Annotated in this window: 30 protein-coding genes and 1 other RNA gene; 16 read left to right on the top strand and 15 right to left on the bottom strand. The window is 67.7% G+C overall.

Features of this window, described 5'->3' with window-relative positions; translation table 11 throughout:
• Positions 1-42: 42 nt before the first annotated feature.
• The 6 genes from D0Z60_RS05675 to D0Z60_RS05650 are packed head-to-tail and all read left to right on the top strand — an operon-like array spanning position 43 to position 5679.
• Positions 43-1386 (top strand): dicarboxylate/amino acid:cation symporter, encoded by a 1344-nt coding sequence (locus D0Z60_RS05675; protein WP_240325558.1) that lies wholly within the window; start codon positions 43-45, stop codon positions 1384-1386.
• Positions 1383-2348 (top strand): KpsF/GutQ family sugar-phosphate isomerase, encoded by a 966-nt coding sequence (locus tag D0Z60_RS05670; protein WP_162888098.1) that lies wholly within the window; start codon positions 1383-1385, stop codon positions 2346-2348. Before D0Z60_RS05675 ends, D0Z60_RS05670 begins: the two co-directional genes overlap by 4 nt.
• Entirely contained in the window at positions 2345-3145 is an 801-nt protein-coding gene (gene kdsB / locus D0Z60_RS05665) for a 3-deoxy-manno-octulosonate cytidylyltransferase (RefSeq protein WP_118857347.1), read from the top strand. The genes D0Z60_RS05670 and kdsB overlap by 4 nt, the downstream gene beginning before the upstream one ends.
• On the top strand, positions 3142-3942 hold the full coding sequence (locus D0Z60_RS05660) for a TIGR01459 family HAD-type hydrolase (protein WP_118857346.1): 801 nt from the start codon (positions 3142-3144) through the stop codon (positions 3940-3942). Before kdsB ends, D0Z60_RS05660 begins: the two co-directional genes overlap by 4 nt.
• Before the next feature lie 10 nt (positions 3943-3952).
• Positions 3953-4804, top strand: a complete 852-nt coding sequence (kdsA, locus tag D0Z60_RS05655; RefSeq protein WP_118857345.1) for a 3-deoxy-8-phosphooctulonate synthase — start codon at positions 3953-3955, stop codon at positions 4802-4804.
• Complete coding sequence (locus D0Z60_RS05650; RefSeq protein WP_118857344.1) at positions 4801-5679, top strand: glycosyltransferase family protein; 879 nt, start codon at positions 4801-4803, stop codon at positions 5677-5679. Before kdsA ends, D0Z60_RS05650 begins: the two co-directional genes overlap by 4 nt.
• On the opposite strand, the gene D0Z60_RS05645 is transcribed toward D0Z60_RS05650, so the two are convergent.
• The 4 genes from D0Z60_RS05645 to D0Z60_RS05630 form a co-directional block, all read right to left on the bottom strand.
• Positions 5676-6539: a hypothetical protein gene (locus tag D0Z60_RS05645; protein WP_162888097.1), complete on the bottom strand. Its 864-nt coding sequence runs from the start codon at positions 6537-6539 to the stop codon at positions 5676-5678. The genes D0Z60_RS05650 and D0Z60_RS05645 overlap by 4 nt on opposite strands.
• A 19-nt stretch (positions 6540-6558) precedes the next feature.
• Positions 6559-7554 (bottom strand): ELM1/GtrOC1 family putative glycosyltransferase, encoded by a 996-nt coding sequence (locus tag D0Z60_RS05640; protein ID WP_118857342.1) that lies wholly within the window; start codon positions 7552-7554, stop codon positions 6559-6561.
• The gene (locus D0Z60_RS05635; RefSeq protein ID WP_118857341.1) at positions 7551-8852 is read right to left on the bottom strand and encodes a lipopolysaccharide biosynthesis protein; all 1302 of its coding nucleotides are present in this window, start codon (positions 8850-8852) and stop codon (positions 7551-7553) included. The genes D0Z60_RS05640 and D0Z60_RS05635 overlap by 4 nt, the downstream gene beginning before the upstream one ends.
• A gap of 93 nt (positions 8853-8945) precedes the next feature.
• On the bottom strand, positions 8946-10985 hold the full coding sequence (locus D0Z60_RS05630) for an elongation factor G (RefSeq protein WP_118857340.1): 2040 nt from the start codon (positions 10983-10985) through the stop codon (positions 8946-8948).
• Between the two features lie 184 nt (positions 10986-11169).
• Here D0Z60_RS05630 and D0Z60_RS05625 point away from each other — a divergent pair, with 184 nt between their 5' ends.
• Positions 11170-12459: a YihY/virulence factor BrkB family protein gene (locus tag D0Z60_RS05625; RefSeq protein ID WP_240325557.1), complete on the top strand. Its 1290-nt coding sequence runs from the start codon at positions 11170-11172 to the stop codon at positions 12457-12459.
• A 69-nt stretch (positions 12460-12528) separates the two neighbouring features.
• On the opposite strand, the gene rpoH is transcribed toward D0Z60_RS05625, so the two are convergent.
• Positions 12529-13437 carry an RNA polymerase sigma factor RpoH gene (gene rpoH / locus D0Z60_RS05620; RefSeq protein WP_118858455.1) on the bottom strand — a complete coding sequence of 303 codons (909 nt, stop codon included), beginning with the start codon at positions 13435-13437 and terminating at the stop codon, positions 12529-12531.
• A gap of 64 nt (positions 13438-13501) precedes the next feature.
• Positions 13502-14455: an RluA family pseudouridine synthase gene (locus D0Z60_RS05615; protein WP_118857338.1), complete on the bottom strand. Its 954-nt coding sequence runs from the start codon at positions 14453-14455 to the stop codon at positions 13502-13504.
• A 163-nt stretch (positions 14456-14618) separates the two neighbouring features.
• On the opposite strand from D0Z60_RS05615, the gene D0Z60_RS05610 reads away from it, so the two are divergent.
• The 9 genes from D0Z60_RS05610 to D0Z60_RS05570 all read left to right on the top strand — a co-directional run bounded on the left by D0Z60_RS05610 (position 14619) and on the right by D0Z60_RS05570 (position 22287).
• Positions 14619-15254 carry a histidine phosphotransferase family protein gene (locus tag D0Z60_RS05610; RefSeq protein ID WP_118857337.1) on the top strand — a complete coding sequence of 212 codons (636 nt, stop codon included), beginning with the start codon at positions 14619-14621 and terminating at the stop codon, positions 15252-15254.
• Between the two features lie 115 nt (positions 15255-15369).
• On the top strand, positions 15370-17718 hold the full coding sequence (locus tag D0Z60_RS05605) for a chemotaxis protein CheA (RefSeq protein ID WP_118857336.1): 2349 nt from the start codon (positions 15370-15372) through the stop codon (positions 17716-17718).
• Positions 17715-18158 (top strand): chemotaxis protein CheW, encoded by a 444-nt coding sequence (locus tag D0Z60_RS05600; protein WP_118857335.1) that lies wholly within the window; start codon positions 17715-17717, stop codon positions 18156-18158. The genes D0Z60_RS05605 and D0Z60_RS05600 overlap by 4 nt, the downstream gene beginning before the upstream one ends.
• 55 nt (positions 18159-18213) lie before the next feature.
• The gene (locus D0Z60_RS05595) at positions 18214-18579 is read left to right on the top strand and encodes a response regulator (protein WP_118857334.1); all 366 of its coding nucleotides are present in this window, start codon (positions 18214-18216) and stop codon (positions 18577-18579) included.
• Positions 18580-18592: 13 nt separating this feature from the next.
• Positions 18593-19684 (top strand): chemotaxis-specific protein-glutamate methyltransferase CheB, encoded by a 1092-nt coding sequence (gene cheB / locus D0Z60_RS05590; RefSeq protein WP_240325556.1) that lies wholly within the window; start codon positions 18593-18595, stop codon positions 19682-19684.
• Positions 19681-20532 carry a CheR family methyltransferase gene (locus tag D0Z60_RS05585; RefSeq protein ID WP_118857333.1) on the top strand — a complete coding sequence of 284 codons (852 nt, stop codon included), beginning with the start codon at positions 19681-19683 and terminating at the stop codon, positions 20530-20532. The genes cheB and D0Z60_RS05585 overlap by 4 nt, the downstream gene beginning before the upstream one ends.
• 43 nt (positions 20533-20575) lie before the next feature.
• A complete protein-coding gene (locus tag D0Z60_RS05580; RefSeq protein WP_118858453.1) occupies positions 20576-21256 on the top strand; it encodes an N-acetylmuramoyl-L-alanine amidase in 681 nt (226 codons plus the stop codon).
• Between the two features lie 15 nt (positions 21257-21271).
• Positions 21272-21696: RNase P RNA component class A (gene rnpB, locus D0Z60_RS05575), an RNA gene on the top strand.
• 51 nt (positions 21697-21747) lie between these two features.
• The gene (locus D0Z60_RS05570; RefSeq protein ID WP_118857332.1) at positions 21748-22287 is read left to right on the top strand and encodes a DnaJ domain-containing protein; all 540 of its coding nucleotides are present in this window, start codon (positions 21748-21750) and stop codon (positions 22285-22287) included.
• Here the strand turns inward: D0Z60_RS05570 and D0Z60_RS05565 are convergent.
• The 9 genes from D0Z60_RS05565 to pspA are packed head-to-tail and all read right to left on the bottom strand — an operon-like array spanning position 22277 to position 25755.
• Complete coding sequence (locus D0Z60_RS05565) at positions 22277-22732, bottom strand: PaaI family thioesterase (RefSeq protein WP_118857331.1); 456 nt, start codon at positions 22730-22732, stop codon at positions 22277-22279. The genes D0Z60_RS05570 and D0Z60_RS05565 overlap by 11 nt on opposite strands.
• The gene (locus D0Z60_RS05560) at positions 22729-23142 is read right to left on the bottom strand and encodes a SufE family protein (RefSeq protein WP_420822779.1); all 414 of its coding nucleotides are present in this window, start codon (positions 23140-23142) and stop codon (positions 22729-22731) included. Before D0Z60_RS05560 ends, D0Z60_RS05565 begins: the two co-directional genes overlap by 4 nt.
• 21 nt (positions 23143-23163) lie before the next feature.
• Positions 23164-23409, bottom strand: a complete 246-nt coding sequence (locus tag D0Z60_RS05555) for a hypothetical protein (protein ID WP_118857330.1) — start codon at positions 23407-23409, stop codon at positions 23164-23166.
• Positions 23406-23720 carry a hypothetical protein gene (locus D0Z60_RS05550; RefSeq protein WP_118857329.1) on the bottom strand — a complete coding sequence of 105 codons (315 nt, stop codon included), beginning with the start codon at positions 23718-23720 and terminating at the stop codon, positions 23406-23408. Before D0Z60_RS05550 ends, D0Z60_RS05555 begins: the two co-directional genes overlap by 4 nt.
• Positions 23720-24061 (bottom strand): hypothetical protein, encoded by a 342-nt coding sequence (locus D0Z60_RS05545; protein WP_118858451.1) that lies wholly within the window; start codon positions 24059-24061, stop codon positions 23720-23722. The genes D0Z60_RS05550 and D0Z60_RS05545 overlap by 1 nt, the downstream gene beginning before the upstream one ends.
• Before the next feature lie 12 nt (positions 24062-24073).
• Positions 24074-24352 (bottom strand): hypothetical protein, encoded by a 279-nt coding sequence (locus D0Z60_RS05540; protein ID WP_118857328.1) that lies wholly within the window; start codon positions 24350-24352, stop codon positions 24074-24076.
• A gap of 27 nt (positions 24353-24379) precedes the next feature.
• Positions 24380-24766, bottom strand: coding sequence for an envelope stress response membrane protein PspC (gene pspC, locus D0Z60_RS05535; RefSeq protein ID WP_118857327.1), 387 nt, complete (start codon positions 24764-24766; stop codon positions 24380-24382).
• Positions 24763-25086, bottom strand: coding sequence for an envelope stress response membrane protein PspB (pspB, locus tag D0Z60_RS05530; protein ID WP_118857326.1), 324 nt, complete (start codon positions 25084-25086; stop codon positions 24763-24765). The genes pspC and pspB overlap by 4 nt, the downstream gene beginning before the upstream one ends.
• Positions 25087-25755, bottom strand: coding sequence for a phage shock protein PspA (pspA, locus tag D0Z60_RS05525; protein ID WP_118857325.1), 669 nt, complete (start codon positions 25753-25755; stop codon positions 25087-25089).
• Between the last annotated feature and the right edge of the window lie 67 nt (positions 25756-25822).

Genomic DNA, 25822 nt, shown 5'->3' with positions numbered 1-25822 from the left:
GCCACCGCGAAGCGGGAAAGCGGGTAATCAGGGAGTAGGGCAATGGACGAAGCGGCCAGGAACAAGGGCTTCTCGCTCCAGTGGCAGATGCTGGCCGGCTTCGTCGTCGGCCTGACGCTCGGCCTCATCGCCTACTCCACCTCGCGCGACGCCGCCTGGGTCGAGACCCTCACCACCTACGTCACCCAGCCGATCGGGCAGATCTTCCTCCGGCTGATCTTCATGCTCGTCATCCCGCTGCTGTTCTCGGCGCTGGTCGTCGGCATCTCGGAGATGGGCGAAATCCGCTCCTTGAAGCGCGTCGGACTCAGGACTCTCGCCTACACCATCATCGTCTCGGCGATCGCCGTCGCGGTCAGCCTTGCCACCGTCAACCTGCTCAAGCCCGGCGTCGGAGTCGACCGCGCCGCAGCCGCCACCATGCTCGAGGATTCGGCCGGCCGGGCGAGCGAGATCGTCAAGGGCGGCGAGGAGCAGCCCAAGGGCATCGACGCCTTCGTCAACATCATCCCCAACAACCTCGTCGAGGTGATGGGCTCCAACAGCGCGATTATCTCGGTAATGTTCTTCGCGCTCTTCTTCGGCATCGGCCTGCTGCTCACCGATACGCCCAACAGCCGCTCGCTCCAGCGCGGCTTCGAGGGTTTGTTCGACGTGACGATGCGGCTGATCATGATCGTCATCAAGCTCGCTCCGATCGCCGTCGCCTGCTTCATGTTCAATCTCGCCGCTTTGTTCGGCTGGGAGCTGCTGGTGCGCCTCTCGGCCTACGTCGGCGTCGTCCTGCTCGCGCTCGGCATCCAGATGTTCATCGTCTTCCCGGCGCTGCTTGCGACGCTCGGCCGCAAAAACCCTTTGCAGTTCTTCCGCCAGACGCAGGAGGCCAGTCTGATGGCCTTCTCGACCGCCTCGTCCAACGCCACGCTGCCCACCTCGCTTCGGGTCGCCGAGGAGCGGCTCGGACTGCCGCGGCGGATCTCGCGCTTCGTGCTGACCATCGGCGCCACCGCCAACCAGAACGGCACCGCGATGTTCGAGGGCGTGACCGTGATCTTCCTCGCCCAGTTCCTCGGCGTCGAGCTCAGCCTGACCCAGCAATTGATGGTGATGGTGATGTGCATCCTCGGCGGCATCGGCACTGCCGGGGTCCCCGCCGGCTCGCTGCCGGTGGTCGCGCTAATTCTCGCGATGGTCGGCATTCCGCCCGAGGCGATTGCCCTGGTGCTCGGCGTCGACCGCCTGCTCGACATGTGCCGAACCACGCTCAACGTCGTCGGCGATTTGGTCGCTGCGCAGGTGATTTCCGCCGGCGAGCCGGCCGATGACGCCGCCGCGAGCGATCAGCCTTCGCCGGTCATCGCCAACCGGGACACCGCCCAGGCATGACGCTGCCCGACGTGTCGGCCTCGGTGCGGGAATTCGGCCGCCAGATGGTCCACGACGAGGCGCGCGCGCTCGATGCGCTGGCCGATAGCCTCGGCCCCGAGTTCGAGACCGCGGTGCGCCTCCTGCTCGACTGCAAGGGAAAGCTGATCGTCTCCGGGCTCGGGAAGTCGGGCCACATCGGCCGCAAGATCGCCGCGACCTTCGCCTCGACCGGCACCACCGCCACCTTCCTCCACCTCGCCGAGGCGATCCACGGCGACCTCGGAATGGCCTGCGCGGGCGATGTCGGCTTGCTGATCTCGCAATCGGGCGAGACCGCCGAGCTCCAGCCGGTAATCGACCATTTCGAGCATATTGGCGTGCCGCTCATCGCCATCACCGGCAACGCCGCCTCGACCCTCGGCGAGGCCGCCGCCGCGCCGCTGGTCCTTCCCCACTGGCCAGAGGTCGGGCCCGAAGCCGTCGCGCCGACCACGTCGACCACCATGACCCTGGCGCTCGGCGACGCGCTGGCGATGACCGTGATGCGCGAAAAGGGCTTCACCCGGACCGATTTCGGCCGCCTCCACCCGGGGGGCACGCTCGGCCTGCGGTTGAAGCCGGTGCGGCGGCTGATGCACGGCGGCGACTCGCTACCGCTGATCCGCGCCGACGCCTCGATGCACGACGCGATCGTGGTGATGACCGAAAAGCGCCTCGGCCTGGTCGGCGTCACCGACGGCGACGGCCGGCTGGTTGGCGTGATCACCGACGGCGACCTCCGGCGCAATATCGAGCGCGGGCTCGATCTTACCGCCGCCGACTATATGACCGCCGATCCCAAGGTGGTCGCGCCCTACGATCTCGTCGACGACGCGCTCGACCTGTTCGAGGAGCATCGCATCACCGCCTTGTTCGTGGTCGATGGCGATCGCCCGGTCGGCGTGCTGCACATTCACGACACGCCGGCCGCGCGCGCGTGAAGACCGCCATCCTCATCCCCGCGCGCTTCGCCTCGAGCCGCTATCCGGGCAAGCCATTGGTCGGCCTTAAGGGGGCAGGGGGCGCCGAAAAGCCGCTGATCCAGCGCAGCTTCGAGGCCGCGACCCGGGTTCCCGGACTCGCCGAGGTCCACGTCGTCACCGACGATCCGCGCATCGCCGAGACCGTGCGCAGCTTTGGGGGCAGCGCGCTGATGACCAGCGAGGCGGCGCGCAACGGGACCGAACGCTGCGCAGAGGCGCTCGACCAGCTCGCCGCCGACATCGACGTCATCGTCAATTTCCAGGGCGACGCCTTGCTGACCCCGCCCGGCTTCGTCACCGCGCTGGTCGACCAGCTCGCCACTAACGCCAGCGCCGAAGTCGTTACCCCCGCCATGCGCCAGCGGGTCGACGAGGTCCGCCGCCTCCAGGCGGAGGAAGCCGCCGGCCGCGTTGGCGGCACCAGCGTGGTCGTCGACGGCGAGGGCCGGGCGCTCTACTTCTCGAAGAAGCTCATTCCCTACCTCCCCGAACGCGCACTCGACGGCGAGATGAGCCCGGTCCGCCTCCACATCGGCGTCTACGCCTACCGCCGCTCCGCGCTTGCCAGCTACGTCGCCACCCCGCCGAGCGAACTCGAGGAATTGGAAGGCCTCGAGCAACTCCGCTTCCTCGTCGCCGGCATCCCGATCCACGTTGTCGAGGTGGCGACCCCCGCCTTCACGCTGCGCGAGCTCAACAACCCCGAGGACGTCAGCCCGATCGAGGACGCGCTCGCAATGGCCGGCTTGGAATGATCGATCCGGCCGCGCTGCCGGAGCGCTACCGCCTCATCCTCTGCGACGTGTGGGGCGTGATCCACGACGGGGTCGCAATCTTCCCCGGGGTGGCCGAGCGCCTCACCGCCTGGCGCAGCGAGGGCCGCACCGTGGTCCTTCTCACCAACGCCCCGCGCAGCCAGGATGCGGTCGCCGCCCAGCTCGACCGCCTCGGCCTGCCGCGCACCGCCTGGGACCAAATCGCCACCAGCGGCGAAGCGGGGATCGCCGCGCTCCAGGCGCTCGGCCGGCCGGTCGGCTTCATCGGTTCCCCCGCCGACCGCGCCAATCTCGAAGCGCGCGGAATCCGCTTTACCGACGACGCCTTCACCGATCTCGCAGTAACCGGCATCGACGGCACGCGCATGGACGCCGCCGACTACCGCTCGGAGCTGGAGGCGGCCGCCGCGCGCGGGGTGACGCTCCACTGCCTCAACCCCGACATGGTGGTCCATCGCGGCGGCATTCCCGAAGCCTGCGCCGGGGCCATCGCCGCGCTCTACGAACAGCTCGGCGGACAAATCGAATATTACGGCAAGCCTCACGCCCACATCTACGAGCACGCCCTCGCCATCGCCGGCAACCCGCCCAAGAGCTCAGTGCTTGCGGTCGGTGACGCGCTCGCCACCGACGTGCTCGGCGCCGCCCGCTTCGGCATCGGCTGCCTCTATGTCGCCAGCGGAATCCACGCAGGCGAGCCATTCCCGGCCGACTTCGCCGAGCGCCACGGCCTCGGCGACTGGGCCCCGGTGGCCCAAGTCGCCGCACTGCGCTAAAGGCGCCCCCATGCAGATCAACGGCACCCCCGTCGGGCTCGACCAGCCCTTCTTCCTCATCGCCGGCCCGTGCGTCATCGAGAGCGAGGAGCTCCAGCTGCGCACCGCCGAGCGCCTCAAGCAGATCGCCGACAAGCTTGGGATCTTCCTCATCTTCAAGTCGAGCTTCGACAAGGCCAACCGCTCGTCCGGAACCAGCTTCCGCGGTCCCGGAATCGACGAAGGCCTCAAGGTCCTCGCCAAGGTCCGCGACACGCTCGGCGTCCCGATCCTGACCGACGTCCACGACATCCCGCAGGTGAAGCCGGTGGCCGAGGTCGTCGACGTCCTCCAGACCCCCGCCTTCCTCGCCCGCCAGACCGATTTCATCCACGCCGCCGCCGCCTCCGGCAGGCCGGTCAACATCAAGAAGGCGCAATTCATGGCGCCTGGCGATATGAAGAACGTCGTCGACAAGGCCCGCGCCGCCGCCGCCGCCGCCGGGATCAATGAAGAAACGATCATGGTCTGCGACCGCGGCACCAGCTTCGGCTACAACAACCTCGTGTCCGACATGCGCGGCCTCGCCATCATGCGCGAGACGGGCTGCCCGGTGGTGTTCGACGCGACCCACAGCGTCCAGCTGCCGGGCGGGCAGGGGACCAGCTCGGGCGGCCAGCGCGAGCATGTCCCGGTGCTCGCCCGAGCCGCCGTCGCCAGCGGCATCGCCGGACTGTTCATGGAAACCCACCCCGATCCGTCGCAGGCGCTCAGCGACGGCCCCAACGCCTGGCCGCTCGACCGCATGGAAAGCCTGCTCGGAACGCTCAAAGCGATCGACGAGACGGTGAAAGCGCGGGGCTTCGAGGAGGCCTCACTGTGAGCCGCCCGACCGTCTTTATCCAGGCCAATGCCCGCCAAATGCTCGGCGCGCGGATCAGCGCGGAGAGCTTCAAGCGCGCGTCGCGCAATCCCGACAGCTTTGACGTCGTCATCATGGACGCCGCCGATTACCCGCGGCTGATGGCGCCCGGCCAGTCGATCCTGCGCGCCGGCCACATTCGCGCCTGGGACCCCGACGACCTCCAGAGCTTCACGCCTCTGCGCTTCGCACCGCCCAAGCTGATGAACTACTCGGGCAAGGCGGTGGTGGTCGATCCCGACTGCTTCGGCGTCGGCGACGTTGCCGAGCTGTTCGCGCGCGACATGGCCGGCAAGGCGGTGATGGCGGTGCCGCGCCCCGGCCACAACAAGCGCAACGATTACATCGCTACCTCGGTCATGCTGCTCGACTGCGCGAAGCTGACGCATTGGGACCCGGACAAGGACCAGGACGACCTGTTCGCCCAGCGCTTCGACTACATCGACTGGATCGAATTGAAGCGCGAGGACCCGGCGACCGTCGGCTTCCTCGAGCCCGAGTGGAACCACTTCGACACGCTCAAGCCCGAAACCAGGATCCTCCACACCACCAAGCGCCGCACCCAGCCGTGGAAGACCGGTCTGCCGGTCGATTTCACGCTGCGCGAGCGCGGCCCGCTCGATTTCCTGCGCCGCCTCAAGCGCCGCCGCTACGAGCCGCATCCCGATCCCAATCAGGAGGCGCTGGTTTACGCCATCCTCGCCGACCTGGTCGACAAGGGCAGCCTCAGCAAGAACGAGCTGGTCGCGGAGATGGCCGCCAACCACATCCGTCACGATAGCCTCGATCTGATCGAGCGCTACCGCGGCTGGAACGGGCTCCCCGCCGCCGCCTAAAGCGTCTCGACGCTCGCCAGCAATTCCTCGTACCGTCCCTTGCGCGCGCCCTTGGTCGACCAGATCAGGCTCGCCGGCCGGAACTCGTAATCGCTCCACGCCAGGTCGAGGTCGTCGATCCGCGGCCCCCAGCCATTCGCCCGGCACCATTCGAGCGCGTAATGGATGCCGATCTGGTCGACGTGATATTCGCCGCCCTGCGCCAGCGCGAGCCCGATGCCGTCGCTCAGCCGGGTGAAGAACTCCGCCGTCCGCTCGCCCGTCGTGCCGAGGTAGATCGCCGACGCCAGGATGCGCCGATACAGCGCGTCATTGTCCGGCTGCAGGATGAACGCCGCCTCGACCTCGCTCAGCCCCGCGAACCCCGCCGCAAGATCGTTCGCGACCAGCCCGTCGGCGTCGACCATCAGGATCGGCGCGGCAATCTCCCGCCGCATCCGGCTCGCCACGGCGAACCGCCCGGCGGCGTAGTAGAAGCTCTTGGGCTCGGCGAACGGGTTGCGCTCAAGCCCCTCGATGCTGACCGTCAGTCGCCCGCCGCAGCGCGCCTTCAGCGCCGCGATCGCTGCCCGGCAGTCGGCCGACGGCGCATAGACGTTGAGGTGGATCCGGGTGCCCGGGCTGCGCGCCGCGCTCGACAGCGCGAGATGCTGGCCGAAGCGCTCGAAATAGCCCTCGTCGCACGCCGCCATCACCACCGGCCGCGGATCGTCGGCGTCGGGCCAGTCGCCCTCCAGCGCCAGCCGCTCCTCGAGCGCCAGCGGCGTCGGCGCCGCGAATGCCGCCTCGATCGCCCTCCTGACCCGCGCCTGCTGCCACCACCACACCGCATTGTCGTGGCGGTTGCGGATGGTACGCATCAGCAGCCCGGATCGCAGCCTAGCCAGCATGGTCGTCACCCCCGTCGAGCAATTGCCGCACCGCCTCCGCCGCGTGGCGCACCGCCGCCCCGTCCCAATCGCCCGAGCGCGGCTCCTCGACCGTCCCGACCAGCCCCTCGCGCAGGAGATAGTCCCAGATATGCCGCAAATCGCGGTGGCGATGACGCACCGCGCCCGGCTCCGCTCCGAGCCGCCGCCGACCCGTGTCGCTGAGCTGGATCGGCACCATCCCGACCGGCTTTCCGGTCTGGATCGCCTCGGACAGCATCGAGATCGAATCCGCGGTCACGAAAATCTCGTCGGCATCGTGCATCAGGCTCGCGAAGCGGATCGCCGGGTCGGTCACCAGCCGCTCGCCAAGCGGCCCGCGCACCGCCGCAATCACTTCGCCGGGAGTACGCCGGCTGCCGATCGCCAGCAGGCTCCCGCCAAGCCGCCGCGCGCGCGCGTCGAGCGCTGCCACCGCCGCCGCCATCGCGTCCGCGTCGAGCTCCCAATATTTGGTCGGCCCGCCGATCGCCAGCAGCAGGTGCGGGCGCGGCAAGCGCCCGAGCAGCGCCGTCTCCGCCGCATTCGGCTCGGGCCGCTCCCCGAGCCGGCTCAGCGGCATCGGCAGCAGCAGCACATTGTCGTGCCGCGGCACCGGATATTGGCGCGTCGTGATGACCAGGTCGAACTCGGCCGGATCGACCCGCGGGTGCCCCATCAGCACCAGCCCTGCCCCGTGGTTCTTCTTCAACCAGCGCGCCGTCGCCACGCTCCTCCGGCCGATCGCGATCACCAGGTCCGGCCACGGCGGCGCAAGCTGGCGCCGCGCCTCGGCGGTCAGCGACAGCAGCGACGTGCCGAGAAAGCGCGGCGGCACCGCCCGCGCGAGGTTGTAGGACAGGCGCTTCACCGCGAACGGCAGGCCAATCATCTCGGCCAGCGCCAGCAGCTGGTTGTTGTCGCCGGTCTTGTCGCCGGTCAGCGCCCAGATCACCGGCTCGCTCATGCCCGCGTCAGCCGCCGCCGCTCGCGCGCCACCGCTAGTGCCATCACGCTCATCATCACCGCGCGCCCGGCAAGGAAGGCCGCGCCGGCGCCGATCAGGCCAAAGCGGTCGGCAAGCGGGAAGATCAAAGCGACATAGGCCAGAGCGCCGATCAGATTGGCGATCAGCGGCAAATTCACCCGCCCGACCGCATGCAGCATCGCCGGCAAAGGGAAGGTGACTGTCATCAGCAGCGGAACGCCCAATAGGACCAGCATCACCCCGTGCGCGGCGACGAACTCCGGCCCGAACGCGACCCTCAGCAGCCATTCGCCGCCGATCAGGATCATCAGCAGCGCCACCGCTCCAAGCAGCGCCGACAGGATCATCGTCCGCGCCATCAATTGCCACGGCGCCTTGTCGCGATGGTCGAGCCGCATGACCTCGGGATAGAACGCCTTGTTGAGGAAGTCGGTCGGCTTCTGCGCGGCGTCGGCGATCGACGAGGCGACCCGGTACAGCCCGGCCGCGGCCGGCGACAGCACCGCCCCGACCAGCAGCCGCGCCAACGGCCCCCAGGCGGTGTTGAGCGAGCTGTTGAGGTTGATGCTGATCGCGAACGGCCAACCGCGCTCGAGCGGCCCGGCCTTAAGCGTCGGCCGGATCCCTGAGAGTTTGCCGCGCCTCTTTAGCTCGCGCCAAGCCATCCACCACATCACCAGGTCGCCGATGAGGTCGGTCACGAACCAGATCAGGATGAAGGTCAGCAGCGGCCATTGCTGCCACCAGGCGACCACCGTCAGCACGGCGCGGACATTGGGGGTGATCGTGCCCTGCCAGCCCAACAGGTCGAAGCGGTCGAACAGCCGCAGCACGCCGCTCGCCGCCCCGGCGCCCATCAGGGGCAGCAGCAGGCAATAGGCGGTCGCCGGAACGATCAGTTCCTCGGGCAGCTTGAACAACGGCGCGACCAGCGGCAGCAACAGCATTGCGGCGATCATCGTCAAGATACCGCTTGCCAGGTCGAGTCCCAGCGCAAAGCCGATCGCGCGGCGGAAGCGCGCCTCGTCGCCCGCGCGCAGCGCTGGCCCGCCATAGCGCACCACCACTTGCCAGCTGTTGAACTTGGTCAGCCCGCTCGCCGCCTGCGCATAGCTGTGGACCAGGATCAGCAGCCCGAACGCGACGACCCCCAGCGAGCGACCGGCAAAGGCGAGCGTGACCAGCCCGCCAACCGCCGCGACGCCCTTCGACACCGCCAGATAGGAGGTGTTCTTGAGAAGGGACCGGAGGTGCTGGTCCTTGAACCAATGGCGCATCGGGGACCGGCGTTAAGGAGCGTGGAAAACGCGCTCTAGCCCAGACCACCCGTCATTGCGAGGAGCGCAGCGCTTCGCTCGCAATGACGACGATCAAGCCATCTCCCCGACCCGCCCCTTCACCACCTTGTCGGCCAGCGTCCCGTTCAGCTCGGACAGATGGTCATATTCCGCCTCATAAGTCGCCAGCCCCTGGCTCTGCGAGCGGAATTCGGCCTCCAGCCCGTGCAGCTCGGCCTCGGGGATCAGCGCGTCGACCCGGTCCCACCCTGGCCAGCCGTCGCGCGGCGCGAGGCCCAGCATCTGCCCGCGCCGCGACGCCACCGTCGAGGTGACCTTGGAGCTCGCACTGCCCGGCGACACGACGCTGATCCGGTGCACCGGCTCGAGCAGGTGCGGGGAGGCGGCGGCGAGCGCGTCGTGCATAGCGATCCGTCCCGCGGTTCGGAACGCCAGTTCGCTGCTGTCGACGCTGTGATAGCTGCCGTCGACCAGGCTCACCGCGACATCGACCACCGGGAAGCCGAGCGGACCCTTGGCGCAGGCGTCGCGAACGCCCTGCTCGACCGCGGGAATGTACTGCCGCGGGATCGCGCCGCCGTGGATCTTCTCCTCGAACTCGAAGCCTTCGCCGCGCGGCAGCGGCCGCACCTCGATCACCACGTCGCCGAACTGGCCGTGGCCGCCCGACTGCTTCTTGTGGCGGCCGTGCTGGCGCACTTCCTTGCGGATCGATTCGCGATAGCCGATCGACGGCGCGCGGCCGGTCACCGCCACGCCGTAGCGCCGCTTCAGACGCGCCACGACCATCGCCAGATGCTCGTCGTTGACCCCGCGCAGCCGCATCTCGTGCGCCGCCTCGTCATGCTCGATCGACAGCGCCTCGTCCTCCTCGGTCAGCCGCGCCAGCGCGCCGGCCAGCCGGACGTCGTCCTTGCGGTCGGCCGGCTCGATCGCCATCGCCGCGTTGCGCGCCACTGGCGGCAGGTCGATCGGTGGCGGGCAGGCGCCGGTGCACAGCCACTGGCCGGCCCTGACCTCGTCGAGCTTGGCGATCGCCACCACGTCGCCGGCCGCCGCCGCGCCGACCTTGGCGGTCTTGTCGCCCTGGACCGAGAACATCGCCCCCAGCCGGGTCGCCACCTTGCCGTCGGCCTTGACCTCGCCGCCCTCTGTGATCGCCCCGCCCAGCACCCGCGCAAGCGCCAGCCGCCCGACCGAGCCGCCGTGGCTGACCTTGAACACATAGGCCGAGGGGTTGGCGACCGACAGCCGAGCCGCGGCCCGCTCCGGCGCCGGGGTCTCGTGGCGCAGCGCCTTCAACAGCCGCCGGACGCCCCAGCTCGAGATCGCCGATCCGAACAGCACGGGCACGCCCAGGTTCTCACCCGTCTCGCGCGCCAAATCGGCGACGATGGTCGCCTGTTCCGGCGCCTCGTCCATTAGCAATTGCTCGAGCAGCGCGTCGTCATGGTCCGCCAGTTGCTCGAGCATCTGGGTCCGCGCGCGCTTCTCGTCGTCGGCGATCTCGCTCGGCATCTCGATCCGGCTCGACGGCTTGCCCGGCTCGTAATGAAACGCCCGCTCGAGCGCGAGGTCGACGAATCCGGTGATCCGCTCGCCCTCGCGAATCGGAAGCTGCCGGGCGATCAGCGGCGAGACTGACATCGGCTGGAGCGCGGCCAACAATTCGCGGATGCTGCCGCGCGCCTGGTCGATCCGGTTGACGAAGATCAGGTGCGGGATGCCAAGCTCGTCGAGCAACCTCAGCGCCGGAGCCGCCAGCGCCGCCCGCGCCGGATCGGGATCGACCACCACCACCGCCAGGTCGGCGACCGCAATCCCGCGCAGGCCATCGGCGGCGAACCCGACCGATCCCGGCGAATCGATCAGCGCGAACCGATCGCCGAGATAATCGAAATGCATCAGGTTGAGTTCGGTCGAGCCGCCGCGTTCGCGCGCCTCGGGACTCGCATCGCCGACGCTCGACTTGCCGTCGGTCGAGCCCTGCCGCCCGATCGCGCCCGAGGCGAACAGCAGCGCCTCGGCCAGGCTGGTCTTGCCCGCGCCGGCCGGTCCGACCAGCGCGATGGCTCGCGTGCCGCTGATGGTGTCTCCGCTGGCGTGGGGCATAGCTCTCTCCGTCGTCCGTCGTTGCTGGCGGGCGCGGGAGCGCGTCGGACTCAAGCGCTCACGCGCAAAACCGAAGTCCCCAGCTTCGGACTCCGCGGCGCCCTTGGCAAGACCCATCTCGCACGACAGCCCCCGCGCCGCGGAACGGCATCGCCGCCCCGCCGGTTGGCGCGTCATGGATCAGATGACCACCACCTCCGGCCAAACCGCAACCACCCCCGCCGACATCCCCGCCAAGGGCTGGAAAGAGGTCGCCAAGCGCACCTGGCAGCAGTCGAGCGAGGACAATATCGGCCTCGTCGCCGCCGGAGTCGCCTTCTACGGCTTCCTCGCGCTGGTGCCGCTGCTCGGCGCGACCGTGCTGACCTACGGCCTCATAGCCGACCCCGCGACGGTCGTCGCCCACGCCCAATCGCTGACCTCGGTCATGCCGGCCGACGCCGCCAAGCTGATCGGCGAGCAATTGCTCAACGTCGTCGCCACCTCGGGCGGCAAGAAGGGCCTCGGCCTCGTCGTCGCGCTTGCCATCGCTTTGTTCGGCGCGCGCAACGCCGCCGGCTCGGTCATCACCGCGCTCAACATCGCCTATGAGGAGGAGGAACGCCGCGGCTTCCTCAAGGTCAACCTCCTCGCGCTCGCCATTACCGCCGGCGCGGTGGTCCTCGCCATCGCCGCGATGATCGCCGTCGCCGCCCTCGGCCATCTCGAGAAATTGCTGCCCGGCCTCCCCGGCTTCGTCCTCACGCTCGGTAAGTTCGCGTCCTACGCCTTGCTGCTCGCCGGAGCCGCGGCCGGCGCCGCCACGCTCTACCGCTACGGCCCCGACCGCAAGAAGGCCAAATGGGTGTGGATCACCCCCGGCTCGGTGTTCGCCGCGCTGGGCTGGATCGGACTGACCCTCGGCTTCGGCTTCTACGCCGCCAATTTCGGTAATTACGGCAAGACCTACGGCAGCCTGGCGACGGTCGTCGTCCTGCTCACCTGGATGTACCTGTCCGCCTACGTCCTGTTGTTCGGCGCCGAATTGAACAGCGAGCTCGAGCACCAGACCGCCCGCGACACCACCGCCGGCCCCGAGCAACCCTTAGGCCAGCGCGGCGCCTGGTCCGCCGACCACGTCGCGTCCGAACCTTCCTCCCTGACGGCGCAGCCGGCGGGCGAAGCGAGCTTCAAGGCTCCGCCGACGCCCTTGCGTCGGTGGAATGCTCGCGAAGGGAGGGGGACCGTTGCCGCACCCGCGGCAATGGTGGAGGGGTCAGCTCAGCCTCCGCACGAGAAATCCGGCCACCCTTACCTGATCTCCCGCGCCGCAGCCCGAGCCGCACCGCTCACCGGCGGCGCCAAGATCGGCATGGTCGGCAGCGCGCTCGCCACCATCGGCCTGTCCCAGCTCCGCCGCCGCGGCCGAGCAAGCGTCGGCGCCACCCTCCTCGTCACCGCCGCCGCCCTCGCCCTCCTGCGCCGCAAGGACTAGCCGAACGAAGCCGTCAGCCGCGGCTTCTCGGCCTCCTCATCCTCCCCTCCCTTCTCAGGGACGGGAGCATTACGCCGCCGGCAGCAACCTCTGCTCGCCCGCCAGCTTGAGCAGCGCCGCCTGCAGTTTTTCGAACGCCCGCACCTCGATCTGACGGATCCGCTCGCGCGACACGCCATAGACCTGCGAGAGGTCCTCGAGCGTCTTGGGCTCTTCCGACAAGCGCCGCTCGACCAGGATATGCTTCTCGCGGTCGTTCAGGCTGTCCATCGCCTCGGCCAGCAATTCGCGGCGAACCGTCCGCTCCTGCTCGTCGGCGATGGTCTCGTCCTGCAGCGGGGCTTCGCTGACCAGGAAGTCCTGCCACTGGCCCTCGCCGTCCTCGCTGCTCTTCAGCGGTGCGTTGAGGCTGGTGTCGCCGCCCATCGCCATCCGGCGGTTCATGCTGATCACCTCGTCCTCGGTCACGCCGAGGTCGGTGGCGATCTTGGTGACGTCGGCCGGCTTCAGGTCGCCGTCCTCGAACGCCTCGATCTGGTTCTTCATCCGCCGGAGATTGAAGAACAATTTCTTCTGCGCGGCGGTGGTGCCCATTTTCACCAGGCTCCACGAGCGCAGGATGAATTCCTGGATCGAGGCGCGGATCCACCACATCGCGTAGGTCGCCAGGCGGAAGCCCCGGTCGGGCTCGAACTTCTTGACGCCCTGCATCAGGCCGATGTTGCCCTCGGAAATCAGCTCGCTGACCGGAAGGCCGTAGCCGCGATAGCCCATGGCGATTTTGGCCACGAGCCGCAGGTGGCTGTTGACCAGCTTGGCCGCCGCCTCGGTGTCCTCATGCTCGCGCCAGCGCTTGGCGAGCATATATTCCTCCTCGGGAGCGAGGATCGGGAATTTCTTGATCTCGGTGAGATAGCGATTGAGCCCGGCTTCCCCGCCCGAAGCGGGGATCGAGATCGCGCCTTTGCCTTGTGCCATGCTCTTGCTCTTCACTCCCTGCGGCCGGTCCGCTCGTTGGTGCGGCGGTCCTGACGATTGATCCCTATACACCAAGTCGGTTGAACAGTTCCTGCATATCCGCCGGAATGGCGCTTTCGAACGACAGGCGTTCCTTGGTCACTGGATGGACGAACTCCAGCCCCTGGGCGTGGAGCGCCTGGCGCGTGAAGTCCAATTCATTGAGCAACTCTCTGTGAACGCTTCTGCCGCCGCCATAGACCGGGTCGCCGAGCAACGGATGGCCGATCGACGCCATGTGCACGCGGACCTGGTGGGTGCGCCCGGTCTCGAGCCGGCATTCGACCAGCGCCGCCTGGCGCAGCGCCTCAAGCCGCCGCCAGTGAGTCACCGCGCGCTTGCCGCGGCCTTCTGCCACGATGGCGATCTTCTTGCGGTTCTGGGCGGAGCGGGCGAGGGGGGCGTCGACCGTCCCAGCCGCCCCGCGCGGCACGCCGCGCACGATCGCCAGATAGCGCCGGCCGATCGAGTGCGCCGCGAACTGCCGCGCCAGTCCTTCGTGCGCGGGGTCGCTCTTGGCCACCACCAGCAACCCCGACGTGTCCTTGTCGATGCGGTGGACGATCCCCGGCCGGGCCACCCCGCCGATCCCGCTCAACCGGCCGGCGCAATGATGCAGCAGCGCATTGACCAGGGTCCCGTCGCGATTGCCCGCCGCCGGGTGCACCACCAGCCTGGCCGGCTTGTCGACCACCAGCAAATGATCGTCCTCGAACACAATGGCGAGCGCGATGTCCTGCGCCTCATTGTGCGCCTCTTCGGGTTGGGGGACGGCCAGCTCGAGCCGCTCGTCGCCGCCGACCTTCGCCGCCGGATCGCGCAGCGTCGCCCCGCCGCGGCTCAGCGCCCCCGCCTTGATCAGCGCCTTGAGCCGCTCGCGAGACAGGTTCGGCACCGCGTCGGCCAGAGCGCGGTCCAACCGCCAGCCGACATGCGCCTCACTGAGCGCCACCGCGATAATCTGATGCCCCCCGGCCATGAACCGGATGTCGTGACGAAACCCGCCAGTTCAAGTCGTCATTGCGAGCGCAGCGAAGCAATCCAGTCTTCCGGCAGCCGGATTGCTTCCACACCAACGGTCCCCAAAATGACGGCCGCGCCCGCACTTGCGTGAAAACGGCCCTTCCCGCATCACCCGCGCCATGAACGCCATCGACCTTGCCAGCCTGCTCTGCTCGCGCCTGTGCCACGATTTGCTTTCGCCCGTCGGCGCCCTCAACAACGGGCTCGAGCTGATGGCCGACGAGCAGGACCCCGAGATGCGCGAGCGCTGCCTCGAGCTGCTCGCCGACAGCGCCCGCGCCACCGCCAGCAAGCTCAAATTCTTCCGCCTCGCGTTCGGTGCCGGCGGCGGATACGGCGAGGCGATCGACGCCAATGAAGCGCGCGCGGCGCTCGAAGGGCTGTTCGGCGGCGACCACAAGGTCGCGCTCGGCTGGATGGTCAGTGCCGAGAGATTGTCAAAGAACGCCGCCAAGCTGTTGTTGAACCTTGCCTTGATCGCCGGCGACGCGCTGGTTCGCGGCGGCCGGCTCGATGTCGGGGCGGAGGAAGCCGATGGCCGGCTCGAGCTTGCCATTCGCGCCGAGGGGCCGCGAATCCTGCTCGATCCGGCGCTGCGCGAAACGATCCTCACCGGCAATTCGGGCGGGACGGTCGAGCCGCGCGCCGCCGGCGCCTGGCTGGCGCACAGCCTGGCGGGCGAGGCGGGCGGCGCGATCCGGCTCAGCGATCCCGCCGACGAGGTGCTGGTGATCGGCGCAACGCTCCCCGCCTGATCCTGCCTGAGCCGCCCGATCCGCGGCCGCGGCGGCGGCGGCGGTTACAGCTAACGCGCTATTAACTCCTCATCGTCATGAAGGGCCCGACAGCTTTGGCGGGGCCGCACGGACGATGGATGATCTGATTGCCGATTTCACGGCCGAATGCCGGGAGATGCTGGAAGCGCTGGGCGGCGAGATCGTCGCCTGGGAGGCCAGTCCGGACGACCGCGCGCGGCTCGATTCGATCTTCCGCTTCGTCCACACCGTCAAAGGCAATTGCGGCTTCTTCGACTTCCCGCGCCTCGAGGCGCTGAGCCATGCCGCCGAGGACGCTCTGGCCGATGTCCGCGCCGGCCGCCGCTCGACCGACGCGGCGTTGGTCAGCGCGGTGCTCGCCGTGATCGACCGCATCGGGGACATGATCGGGGCGATCGAGCGCGACGGCGCGGTCCCGGTAGGAGATGATGGAGATCTCCTACAGGCGCTCCTCGCCGCCGAGCCGGATCCAACCCCCGCCCCCCTCGCTGCAACCGCGATTCAAGAAACCACTGCACTGTCCACCAACCCCGCCGCCGCGCCCCGCACCATCCGCCTTTCGGTCGAGCTGCTGGACCGCATGATGTCGGGCGTCAGCGACATGGTGCTCGCCCGCAACGAGCTCGCTCGCCGGCTTCGCGAGACCGACACCGCGGTCGACGTCGACGGCGCCTTCGAGCGGCTGAGCGGGATCATCGCCGAGATGCGCGACGCGGTCACCCGAACCCGCATGCAGCGCATCGAGAACCTGTTCGTCGCTTTGCCGCGAATGGTCCGCGACCTTTCGGCCGAGCTCGGCAAGCAAGTGCTGGTCGACATCGAGGGCGGCGACGTCGAGCTCGATCGCGAGATGATCGAGATGATCCGCGATCCCCTGACCCACATCATCCGCAACGCCGTCGACCACGGCATCGAGCGCCCCGCCGAACGCCTCGCGGCAGGCAAGCGCGAGATCGGCTTGCTCAGCGTCGTCGCGCGGCAGTCGGGCAATCAGATCCTCATCGACATCGCCGACGACGGCAAGGGCATCGACGGCGCCCGGCTGGTCGACAAGGCGATCGCCGCCGGCACCCTCGACCCTTCCGAAGCGGCCCGCCTGTCGCCTCGCGAGCGGCTGGCGCTGGTCTTCGAGGCCGGCCTATCGACCGCCCAAGAGGTTACCGCCATCTCGGGCCGCGGAGTCGGCATGGATGTCGTGCGCTCGAACATCGAGCGGATCGGCGGCACGGTCGAAGTCGACTCCACGCCGGGTAGCGGCACCCGGATGACCCTTCGTGTGCCGCTGACGCTGACCATTATCCCGGCGCTGACCGTGTCGATCGGTAACCAGCATTTCGCCATCCCGCGCGCCGCGATCGACGAGATCGTGCGGGCCAACGGCGCTTCGGTTACCCTCGACCATATCGGCGGCGCGGGCGTCGCCACCATCCGCGGCCGCCGAGTCCCCGAAATCTCGCTCGCCGACGTTCTCGGCCTCGCCAGCGACGTCGCGGACGAGGAGCGGACGCTGGTCGTCATCCGACCCGCAGGAGGCGATGTCTATGCGCTCGCCGTCGACCGGATCCACGACCATGAGGAACTGGTGGTCAAGCCGGCCGCTCCGGCGGTCATGGCGACCGGACTCTACGCCGGGACCACGCTGGCCGACGACGGCAGCCCGATCCTGCTGTTCGATCCTGCCGGTTTGGCCGAAGTCGGCGGCGTTCGGCTCGAAGCTCAGGAACGCGGCGCGCGGGTAGTCGAAGCTACGTCGCAAGCCATTGCGCGTGATGACAATGTCCTGTTGTTCAACACCCTCGACGGCCGACGTTGCGCGATCCGCCTTGGCTTGGTCGATCGGATCGACGAGGTCGGCATCGACGCGGTGCGCGAGTCCGCTGGCCAGCTCCGCGTGCAGCTCGGCGACACCATCCTGCCCTTGGCAGGACGCGTCCCCTCCGACGTTGAGAAGCTGCGCGTGTTCCGCCTCAGCGACGGCGTGTCCGAGATCGGCCTGGCTTTCGCCGAGGTGGTCGATCTTACTGTTCTCGACGCTTCCGTCCTGGCTGCCGCCACGCCCGGCGAGGTGGCGGGCGTCACCCTGCTCGGCGGCAGACCGGCCGAGCTGATCGACGCCCACTGGCTTTTCGCCACGCATGGTGCGGCCTCGCACGCCGACCAGCGCGGCGCGGTGTGCCGCATCCCGTCGGATGATCCATGGATGCAGAACATGCTCCGGCCGATCGTGGAGGCCGCGGGCTATCGCGTCGTCGGCGATGACAGCGACGAGACGGCGGACTTGACGATCGTCGGCGACTGCGATGCGCCGGGCGAAGGCGAGGGGCAGAAGATCGTCCTGTCCAGCGACCCTGCCTCTGCGGTGGCTGGGGCCATCTATCGATACGACCGCGTGGCGCTCGCTGCCGCGCTTGCCAGCGCCGCTGCGGCGGGGAGGGGCCGATGACTCAATTGTTGCTGATCGCCTCGATCGCTGGCTGCCGCGTCGCGCTCCCGGCCGCTGCGGTCGAATCGGTGGTCGAACTCGACGCGCTGATCCCGGTGCCCCGCTCGCCGTCGCATGTCGCTGGGCTCAGCGCTCTGCGCAGCCGGGTCCTCACCGTAATCGACACGATGCGCTCGCTCGGTCTTGGCGAGACGGACTGCAGCGACGGCATCCGCGAAGCTGCAGTGGTTGAAATCGACGGTCATCATTACGCGCTGATCGTCGACAGTGTCGAGGACGTGGTCGATGCGCTGTCCGAGCCGACCCCAGTCCGCGCCGCGATGGGCGAGGGGTGGGAGCGTGCTTCGCTCGGAATGGTCGAAACCGACGACGGACCGCTTTTGCTGGTCGATATCGCCGCGCTGGTTGCCGGTGCCCCCGACGAGCAGCGCGCGGCTTAAGCCAAAAGTTACCCTTCGGCGCTAAGCCGGACCTCACATCAAGCGGGATTGATCAATGAAAACGTGCCTGATCGTCGACGACAGCAAGGTGATCCGCAAGGTCGCCCGCCACATTCTCGAAACGCTGGAGTTCCAGGTCGACGAGGCTGGCGACGGACGCGAAGCGCTGACCCGCTGCGAAGAGGCGATGCCGGACGTCGTTTTGCTCGACTGGAACATGCCGGTGATGAGCGGCATGGAATTCCTCATGCTGCTGCGTCAGCGTGGCCACAATGATCAACCGAAGGTGGTCTTTTGCACTACCGAGAATGACATGGCGCACATCCGGGCCGCGTTGGAGGCCGGTGCGGACGAGTATGTGATGAAGCCCTTCGATCGCGAAACTCTCCACATCAAGCTCCAGCTCGTCGGCGTCGCCTAGGGCGGGCGCCATCGTGTCCCCGGCCCATGCCGTAGATCTGCAGCGCACGCAGCGCGTCGAGCGGCCAATCCGGCTGATGATCGTCGACGATTCGCTCGTCGCTCGTGCCGTTCTGTCGCGCATGATCGAAAGCGACGGGGGTTTCGAGATCGTCGCCGTCGCCGGCTCGGCCGAGGACGCGCTCGAGGCGTTAGCGAAGATCCGCGTCGACATCGTCATGCTCGACCTCGAAATGCCAGGCGCGGGGGGGCTGAAGTCGCTACCGGCAATCCTCAAGGCCGCCGGCGGCGCGCAGGTGTTGATCGTTTCGACGCTAGCCGAGGAAGGCGCCGAAGCAACGCTTGCGGCGCTTGCCATGGGGGCAGCCGACACGCTGCCCAAGCCAGGTACGAGCCGATTCAACGGCACCTTTTCCGATGTACTATTGTCCAAATTGCGGGCGCTGGGCCGCCGGCGCGACGCAGGTCCGGCCAGCGGGCGCTCGATCAGGCGCGCCCAGGTCGCCCCACGACCGATGGTCGACGCCTCGCTGCGCTTGCTCGCGCTTGGCGCCTCGACCGGCGGCATTCACGCCCTCGGTACGTTTTTCCAAGCCCTGCCGCGCCGGATTGGAGCGCCGATCATCGTTACCCAGCATCTCCCAGAGCCGTTCATGGCGGTCTTTGCGCGCCAACTCGGCCTCGCCGCCCAGCGCGAAACACTTGTCGCGGAAGATGGCCTCCGCTTGTTGCCCGACCGGATCGTGCTCGCGCCCGGCGATGCCAGCGTCACGCTGGCAGTGTCCGCCGGCCACCTGGTGGTCCGGCTTGACCGCGATCGCTCGGCTAGCGGCTGCCTGCCATCGGTCGACCCGATGATGGCTTCCGCGGGCGCGATGCTTGGGCGCGAGGCGCTCGGCGTCATTTTCTCGGGTATGGGCCGCGATGGCCTGGAAGGTGCCCGCGCGCTGGTCGCCGCCGGCGGATCGGTCATGGTGCAGGACGAGGATAGCTGTGCCGTGTGGGGGATGCCGCGGGCGGTGACCGAAGCCGGGCTGCCGTGCGCCATCCTGCCGCCGACCGGGCTGGCCGAACGGATCGCCGATCGGATCGGCGCGCGGCCATGAACGTCAGCGACAGCTCCTGCCGCATCCTCGCCGGCTTGCTCGAGGGGCGAACCGGCCAGCAACTGACGATGAGCCGCCGCTGGCGGATCGAGACTGCCTTGTCTTCGCTACTCCGCGAGCGCGGCATCGCTACGCTCGATGAACTCATCACCATCCTCGTCATGGGCAAGGAACCGGCATTGGCAACTCACGTGGTCGAGGCGTTGTTGAACAACGAGACCTATTTCTTCCGCGACCGCGTACCGTTCGACTCGCTCCAGTCGACGCTGCTCGACGCGCTCGCCGAGAACCGTCGCGACAAACGCATCCTGCGGATCTGGTCGGCCGGCTGCTCGACCGGGCAGGAAGTCTATTCGCTCGCCATGCTGTTTGCCGAGCAGCAAGCCAAATGGCAGGGCTGGACCATTGACCTGCTCGGCACTGACGTCTCATCGACCGCCATCTGCCGAGCTCGCGAGGGTAGTTACACGCAGTTCGAAGTGCAGCGCGGGCTTGCTGTCACGCAGATGATCCGCTGGTTCGAGGAAAAAGGCGACCAGTGGCAGGCGAATGCCCAGCTCCGCGCCAAGGCGCGCTTCGCGGTTCACAATTTGCTCGACGCGCCGCCGCAGGGGCCCGACAGCAAGTTCGACGTTATCCTGTGCCGCAACGTGCTGCTCTATCTCAGCGCCGAGAAGCGCGCGCTGGCGTTTGACCGGCTCGCTTCGGCACTCGCCCCCGACGGGGCATTGATGCTGGGGGCAGGCGAGACGGTGATCGGCCAGACCGACCGCTTCGCTGCCGACCGCGCCAATCGCGGCTTCTACCGCCTGGCTGAGCATCAGCAGGCCGATCGCAGGGTAGCCTGATCAGCCTTGACGAGCGCGGCGCGCCGTGGCCCTGCTCGGCGCGATGGAGATGATCGACTGCCCATCGCCCAATTTCGACGATCGGGCGCTGCCCGTGACGATGGTCGTCCTACATTATACGGGAATGCCCGATTGTCAGGGCGCGCTCGACCGCATGACCTCGCCCGAAGCGAAAGTCTCCGCGCATTATTGCATCGACGAGGACGGCACCGTTTACGGGTTGGTCGACGAGGACAAACGCGCTTGGCACGCGGGCAAGAGCTATTGGCGCGGCGTCACCGACATCAACTCGGCCAGCATCGGCATCGAGATCGTCAATCCCGGCCACGAGTTTGGCTATCGCCCGTTCCCCGACGAGCAGATTGCGTCGTTGCTCCCACTGCTCGCCAGCATCAAGGATCGCCATGCAATCTCGCGTGGCAATATCGTCGGGCATTCCGACATTGCGCCGGCGCGCAAGGACGACCCGGGTGAGCTGTTTCCGTGGTGGGAACTCGCCAAGCGCCGGCTGGCCCTGCCGAGCCCCACGCGCGACCTGATCGACCCATACTGGACCGACGCGGCCTTCCTCCTCGCGCTCGAACGGTTCGGCTATGACGTCAGCGATCCGCTCAAGGCGGTCATCGCCTTTCAGCGCCGCTTCAGGCCCGACCTGATCGATGGCATCATTGACGGCGAATGCCGGGCCAAACTGCTCGCCCTGTTGCTGCCGCGCCCGCAATAGACCATATCGCGCCCGCCAGGGGACCGGGCGGCCGCGGCCCCGCACTTGTTGCGGGGGCGAGGAAAGTCCGGGCTCCACGGAACGACGGTGCCGGGTAACGCCCGGCCATTCGCTTTAGCTTTGCGCGACGGCGAATGAGGGACAGTGCCACAGAAAGCATACCGCCCGGCCTTGGTCGGGTAAGGTCGAAAGGGTGCGGCAAGAGCGCACCGCGCGGCTGGCAACAGGCGCGGCACGGCAAACCCCACCGGGTGCAAGACCGAATAGGGGCGGCATATGGGGCAGTTCCGCCTCGTCGCCCGGGTTGGTCGCTGGAGGCGAGGGGCAACCCTCGTCCCAGAGGAATGGTCGCCGATCCCCGGACAGGCCCCATCAAAGTAATACTTTGATGGAACCCGGCGAGGGGTGAACAGAACCCGGCTTACAGGTCCCCTGGCAAATTTCTTCGGCGCTGGCGGCGGCGATGCGCGGCCTTTAAGGGTTGAGCATCGATGACCAGGCAAAAACGATCCGACGACTGGGGCTTTCCCCGCTGGCGACCCTATGGCGCCAAGAGCCGCGAGGCGGTCCGAGTGCGCCTGTGCGACCGCGTCGGCTGCACCGAACCGGGCGACCGACCCGCGCCCAAGGCCCCGAACAGCCCCGAGCGCTGGATGTTCTGCCAGGCGCATGCGGCCGAATATAATCGCGACTGGGACTATTTCGCGGGGCTGAGCGCGGAGGAGGCGGCTGCCCGCGAACGCAGCGAGAGCGCCGGTGCCTCGGCCTTTCGCTCCTCGGCTCATTACGAATGGGGCGGGCCGGGGGACGGCAGCCGGAGCCGCGAGGAGATGCGCGCGCTGGACGTGCTCGGGCTCGACGCCGACGCCGATTACAAGACGGTGCGCACCGCATACCGTTCGCTCGCCAAGCAGCACCACCCCGACCTCAAGCAGGGCGACAAGGCGGCCGAGCAGCGCTTTCGCGAGATTCAGGCGGCCTACGACGTGCTCAAGAAGGCCGAGGAAAGAGCAGCGTCGCTCAAGGATTGAGCATGAAGGTGCCGGTCGCCCGCGCCACGGGCCGTGCTGCATCTCCGGTATGGGCAAGCCCGCTGACGAACGCCAATTGGCGGGTCACTTTGTCGCATCGGCAGCGGGAGATTACCGTCTCCCCTTTCATTGCCGGCCGGAAGTAATCGAGCCTGAGGTCGATGGTGACGATCGGCTGGAAGCGGCCCAATGCCTGCCACACCGCCGCTCCGCCACAGGTGTCGAGCAGGCTGATGATCGCACCCGAGGCGAGCACGCCCGTCTCGCTCACGCCGACCAGTTCCTGCCGCCACGGCAATGCAAGCTCGATCCACCCGTCCTCGGCGGCGCGAAACTCGAGCCCCAGCGCGCGCCCGTGGCCGACCGAGCGCGCAAGCTCGAAAAAGCGGATGGGGTCGAATCCCTCGGAAGCGGTCGTGGCAGCCAGATGCTCGGGCTTGCTCATGCCAGCCGCTGCGCGGTCTCGCGCACCAGCGCGATCATGTTCGGCACGCCCTGGGTGCGGTTGGAGGATAGTTCGCGGGCAAGTTCGAACGGCTCGAGCGCGGCGGCGATGTCGGTGCTCGCGACCTCCGGCGCTGGCCGATCCTGAACCGCTGCCAAGACCAGCGCGATGATCCCCTTGGTGATCGCTGCGTTGCTGTCGGCCAAGAAGTGGAGCCGGCCGTCTTCGAGCCGAGTGGGATAAAGCCATACGCTCGCCGAGCAGCCGCGAACCTGCGTAGCGTCGGTTTTCAGCGCGTCCGGCATCGGCTCGAGCATCCGGCCAAGGTCGATAAGCAGGCGATAGCGATCCTCGCTGTCGAGCAGCGCATATTCGTCGGCGATATCGGCTATCGGGGGCAGGGCGGTCACAGCCCGCGACCTAGGACGCGGCTAGCGGTCGCGCAATTGTTCGATCTCGCGGCTCAGCGAATCTTCCTTCTCGACAGTGATCCGCTCGAGCACGTGAAGCCGTTCCTTGAGCTCCTTCACTTCTTCGCGAAGGCGCAGGTTCTCCGCCTGCTCCTGCACGTTCACGGTCGCACGCCGGCCATCCCGGTGAACACGAAATCGGGCTTTGACGACGCTTGCGATCATCACCACGATGACGATGATCGCAATCATCTCGAACTGGTTCATTGCTTGGTCTCCGCCGCAGACGTCGGGGCGATCATCGGCCCGTCGGGAAGATCGCGCAATGCCTCGATCTGGGCCGCGGTCTGGGTGCCGCTGTCGGTGACGATCTGTTCGAGCACGCGCACGCGCTGCTCCAGCCGTTCGGTATGGGCGGCGTATTGCGCGGCCTTTTCGGCGGTTTGGGCGCCGAGCAACTCGAGCTCCCGTTCGCGCAAGCGCAGGCGGCGCTTGTACATGTCGCCGAGCACTCCGGCGATGACCGGAATGCCGACCACGATCATGAAGAAGCCGAGGACGAGGATGGTCTTGTCCATCAGGCGTTACCGCCCTTGCCGCTCAGCGCATCGATTTCGCGCGACAGGCGCAGCGGCTGATCGGTGATGATCCGCTCCATCGTTTCGAGCCGGTCCTTGACCGAACCGATCTCGGCCCGGAGCTGGGCATTCTCGCCGGTTAGCAGCTTGATCCGCTCGGCCGACTCACGATCGGTGGTGGGATGGAGCGGCTTGCCCCAGCTGGTTTCGAGCGGATAGCCGTTCTTGATCCTGAGCCAGGTGGTGACGACCCAGCCGCCGACCGAAACGGCAACAATCAGCGCAACCCACGGCAGAATGTTGGTCAGGAATTCGAAAACGACGGGTACTTCCGGATCCATGCTCATTGCCTCCTAGCGCAAGCGCTCGATTTCGTCGTCCAGCCGCTTGGCCGGGTCGGTCGCGATCCGCTCGAGCACCTTCAGCCGGTCCTCGAGCCGCTCGACGGTCTCGCGCAGCTGCGCATTCTCGGCGGCGAGCTTGCTGTCCTCTTTGGGCAGCGGATGGATGGTGTTTCCCCAATCGTCAGTCAGCGGGTAGCCGTGCCGGGCGCGGATCGCGGTCGTGAAGACCCACGCGCCCATGCAGATCGCGACGATCAGGATGACGAATACAGGCGATCCAAAATTCATCGTTGCTCCCCGTTCAATGATTCAGCGCTAACGCAAGCTGTCGATTTCGCGCGCCAGGCTGCGGTTCTCGGTAGTGACATAATGTTCGATGTCGGCCAGCCGCCGGTCGATGTCCTTGAGCCGGCCGCCGATCGCCCGAGCCGAACGACCGGGCGAGGCGCGCACCCCCTGCCAGAACTGACGCTCGTCGGGTGTCTCGCTATCCAGCTCGTAGGGCCGCTCGGGCGCCATGAAGCCGGCGATGAAATAAACCGGCAGGATCGATCCGCCGCTGATGAACAGGCTGAAGAGGAACATCATGCGGACCATCGTCACGTCGATGCCCGTGTAGTCCGCGATCCCCGAGCACAGGCCCATGACCTTGCCGTCGCGCTTGTTGCGATAGAATCGCGTGCGGCTTGCCGGCTGGCTCATTTCACCTTCCTCCGGCTGCGGCCGAGCGGCTCCTCGAGCGCGTCGATCTGGTCCAGCAGACGCTGGCCGCCGCTGGCTTCGCGGCCCGGCAGGCAGCTGTTGCGGTTCCAGTCGGGATTCTCGGCGGTCATGATCCGCTCGATCGTGCACAGCCGATCGTCGAGCCGCCGCGCCGCCTCGTAGAGGTCGTCGAGTAGCTTTTCGTCATCGCCGGTCAGAGTCTTGGCGGTCTTCCACTTGGTCACATAATGAAAGATCAGCCACGGCAGGCCGATGAACAGCGTCACGAACGCCATTGCAGGAACGACTACGTCTTCCACTTACACCCCCTTGTTCTTGAGCGACGCTTTCAACGCCTCGAGCTCGGCATCGACTTTTTCCGAAGCCCGAAGCTCGGCGATTTCTTCCTCGAGGCTCTTCGGCCCGGTCATGCCGAGCGCGTCGGCGCGGCCCTCGGCAAAGTCGGCGCGGCGCTCGAGAATCTCGAACTTCGAAAAGGCATCGTCGGTCCGGCCACCGTTGAGCAGCTCGCGGGCCTTGGCGCGAGTGACCGCGCTTTCGATGCGATTGGCGATAGAGTTCTGCCGCGCCCGGGCCTCGCGCAGCTTGCCCTGAAGCTTGGCGATGTCGGCCTCGTAACCTTTCAGCGTTTCCTCGATCTGGGCGATCTCGCCGCGCAGTCCGTCGGCCATGTCGGCCGCCTTCTGGCGCTCCATCAACGCCGCCTTGGCGAGGTCCTCGCGGTCCTTCGACAGCGCCAGTTCGGCCTTTTCGGTCCAGCTCGACTGCAATTCGTCGAGCCGGGCGATGGCGCGGCGCATTTCCTTGCCGTCGGCGATCGAGCGCGCCGCCGAAGCGCGGACTTCGACCAAAGTTTCTTCCATTTCGAGAATGATCATGCGGATCATCCGCGCCGGATCTTCGGCGCGGTCGAGCAGCTCCGTCATATTCGCTGCAAAGATGTCGCGACTTCGCGAAAAGATTCCCATTGAGCACTCCAAACCAGGCCCCGTCTTCGCCAATGACGATGCAAAGCTCATGCCATAGGTTCGAAAG

The organism is Sphingomonas mesophila, assembly GCF_003499275.1.
In the GTDB taxonomy this organism is placed as follows: domain Bacteria; phylum Pseudomonadota; class Alphaproteobacteria; order Sphingomonadales; family Sphingomonadaceae; genus Sphingomicrobium; species Sphingomicrobium mesophilum.
The sequence above is the reverse complement of the archived record's forward strand: the minus strand, read 5'-3'. Positions and strand labels throughout refer to the sequence as shown.

Excerpts from the sequence above, each read along its gene's own strand:
- D0Z60_RS05540 (WP_118857328.1), bottom strand. The coding sequence starts at position 24,352 with ATGAATTTTGGATCGCCTGTATTCGTCATCCTGATCGTCGCGATCTGC.
- D0Z60_RS05595 (WP_118857334.1), top strand. The coding sequence starts at position 18,214 with ATGAAAACGTGCCTGATCGTCGACGACAGCAAGGTGATCCGCAAGGTC.
- D0Z60_RS05570 (WP_118857332.1), top strand. The coding sequence starts at position 21,748 with ATGACCAGGCAAAAACGATCCGACGACTGGGGCTTTCCCCGCTGGCGA.
- D0Z60_RS05670 (WP_162888098.1), top strand. The coding sequence starts at position 1,383 with ATGACGCTGCCCGACGTGTCGGCCTCGGTGCGGGAATTCGGCCGCCAG.
- D0Z60_RS05555 (WP_118857330.1), bottom strand. The coding sequence starts at position 23,409 with ATGAACCAGTTCGAGATGATTGCGATCATCGTCATCGTGGTGATGATC.
- D0Z60_RS05640 (WP_118857342.1), bottom strand. The coding sequence starts at position 7,554 with ATGAGCGAGCCGGTGATCTGGGCGCTGACCGGCGACAAGACCGGCGAC.
- D0Z60_RS05675 (WP_240325558.1), top strand. The coding sequence starts at position 43 with ATGGACGAAGCGGCCAGGAACAAGGGCTTCTCGCTCCAGTGGCAGATG.
- D0Z60_RS05580 (WP_118858453.1), top strand. The coding sequence starts at position 20,576 with ATGGAGATGATCGACTGCCCATCGCCCAATTTCGACGATCGGGCGCTG.
- D0Z60_RS05610 (WP_118857337.1), top strand. The coding sequence starts at position 14,619 with ATGAACGCCATCGACCTTGCCAGCCTGCTCTGCTCGCGCCTGTGCCAC.
- pspC (WP_118857327.1), bottom strand. The coding sequence starts at position 24,766 with ATGAGCCAGCCGGCAAGCCGCACGCGATTCTATCGCAACAAGCGCGAC.
- D0Z60_RS05585 (WP_118857333.1), top strand. The coding sequence starts at position 19,681 with ATGAACGTCAGCGACAGCTCCTGCCGCATCCTCGCCGGCTTGCTCGAG.
- D0Z60_RS05565 (WP_118857331.1), bottom strand. The coding sequence starts at position 22,732 with ATGAGCAAGCCCGAGCATCTGGCTGCCACGACCGCTTCCGAGGGATTC.
- kdsA (WP_118857345.1), top strand. The coding sequence starts at position 3,953 with ATGCAGATCAACGGCACCCCCGTCGGGCTCGACCAGCCCTTCTTCCTC.
- pspA (WP_118857325.1), bottom strand. The coding sequence starts at position 25,755 with ATGGGAATCTTTTCGCGAAGTCGCGACATCTTTGCAGCGAATATGACG.
- D0Z60_RS05600 (WP_118857335.1), top strand. The coding sequence starts at position 17,715 with ATGACTCAATTGTTGCTGATCGCCTCGATCGCTGGCTGCCGCGTCGCG.
- D0Z60_RS05615 (WP_118857338.1), bottom strand. The coding sequence starts at position 14,455 with ATGGCCGGGGGGCATCAGATTATCGCGGTGGCGCTCAGTGAGGCGCAT.
- D0Z60_RS05550 (WP_118857329.1), bottom strand. The coding sequence starts at position 23,720 with ATGGACAAGACCATCCTCGTCCTCGGCTTCTTCATGATCGTGGTCGGC.
- D0Z60_RS05625 (WP_240325557.1), top strand. The coding sequence starts at position 11,170 with ATGACCACCACCTCCGGCCAAACCGCAACCACCCCCGCCGACATCCCC.
- D0Z60_RS05545 (WP_118858451.1), bottom strand. The coding sequence starts at position 24,061 with ATGGATCCGGAAGTACCCGTCGTTTTCGAATTCCTGACCAACATTCTG.
- D0Z60_RS05645 (WP_162888097.1), bottom strand. The coding sequence starts at position 6,539 with ATGCGTACCATCCGCAACCGCCACGACAATGCGGTGTGGTGGTGGCAG.
- D0Z60_RS05660 (WP_118857346.1), top strand. The coding sequence starts at position 3,142 with ATGATCGATCCGGCCGCGCTGCCGGAGCGCTACCGCCTCATCCTCTGC.
- D0Z60_RS05605 (WP_118857336.1), top strand. The coding sequence starts at position 15,370 with ATGGATGATCTGATTGCCGATTTCACGGCCGAATGCCGGGAGATGCTG.
- D0Z60_RS05635 (WP_118857341.1), bottom strand. The coding sequence starts at position 8,852 with ATGCGCCATTGGTTCAAGGACCAGCACCTCCGGTCCCTTCTCAAGAAC.
- D0Z60_RS05630 (WP_118857340.1), bottom strand. The coding sequence starts at position 10,985 with ATGCCCCACGCCAGCGGAGACACCATCAGCGGCACGCGAGCCATCGCG.
- rpoH (WP_118858455.1), bottom strand. The coding sequence starts at position 13,437 with ATGGCACAAGGCAAAGGCGCGATCTCGATCCCCGCTTCGGGCGGGGAA.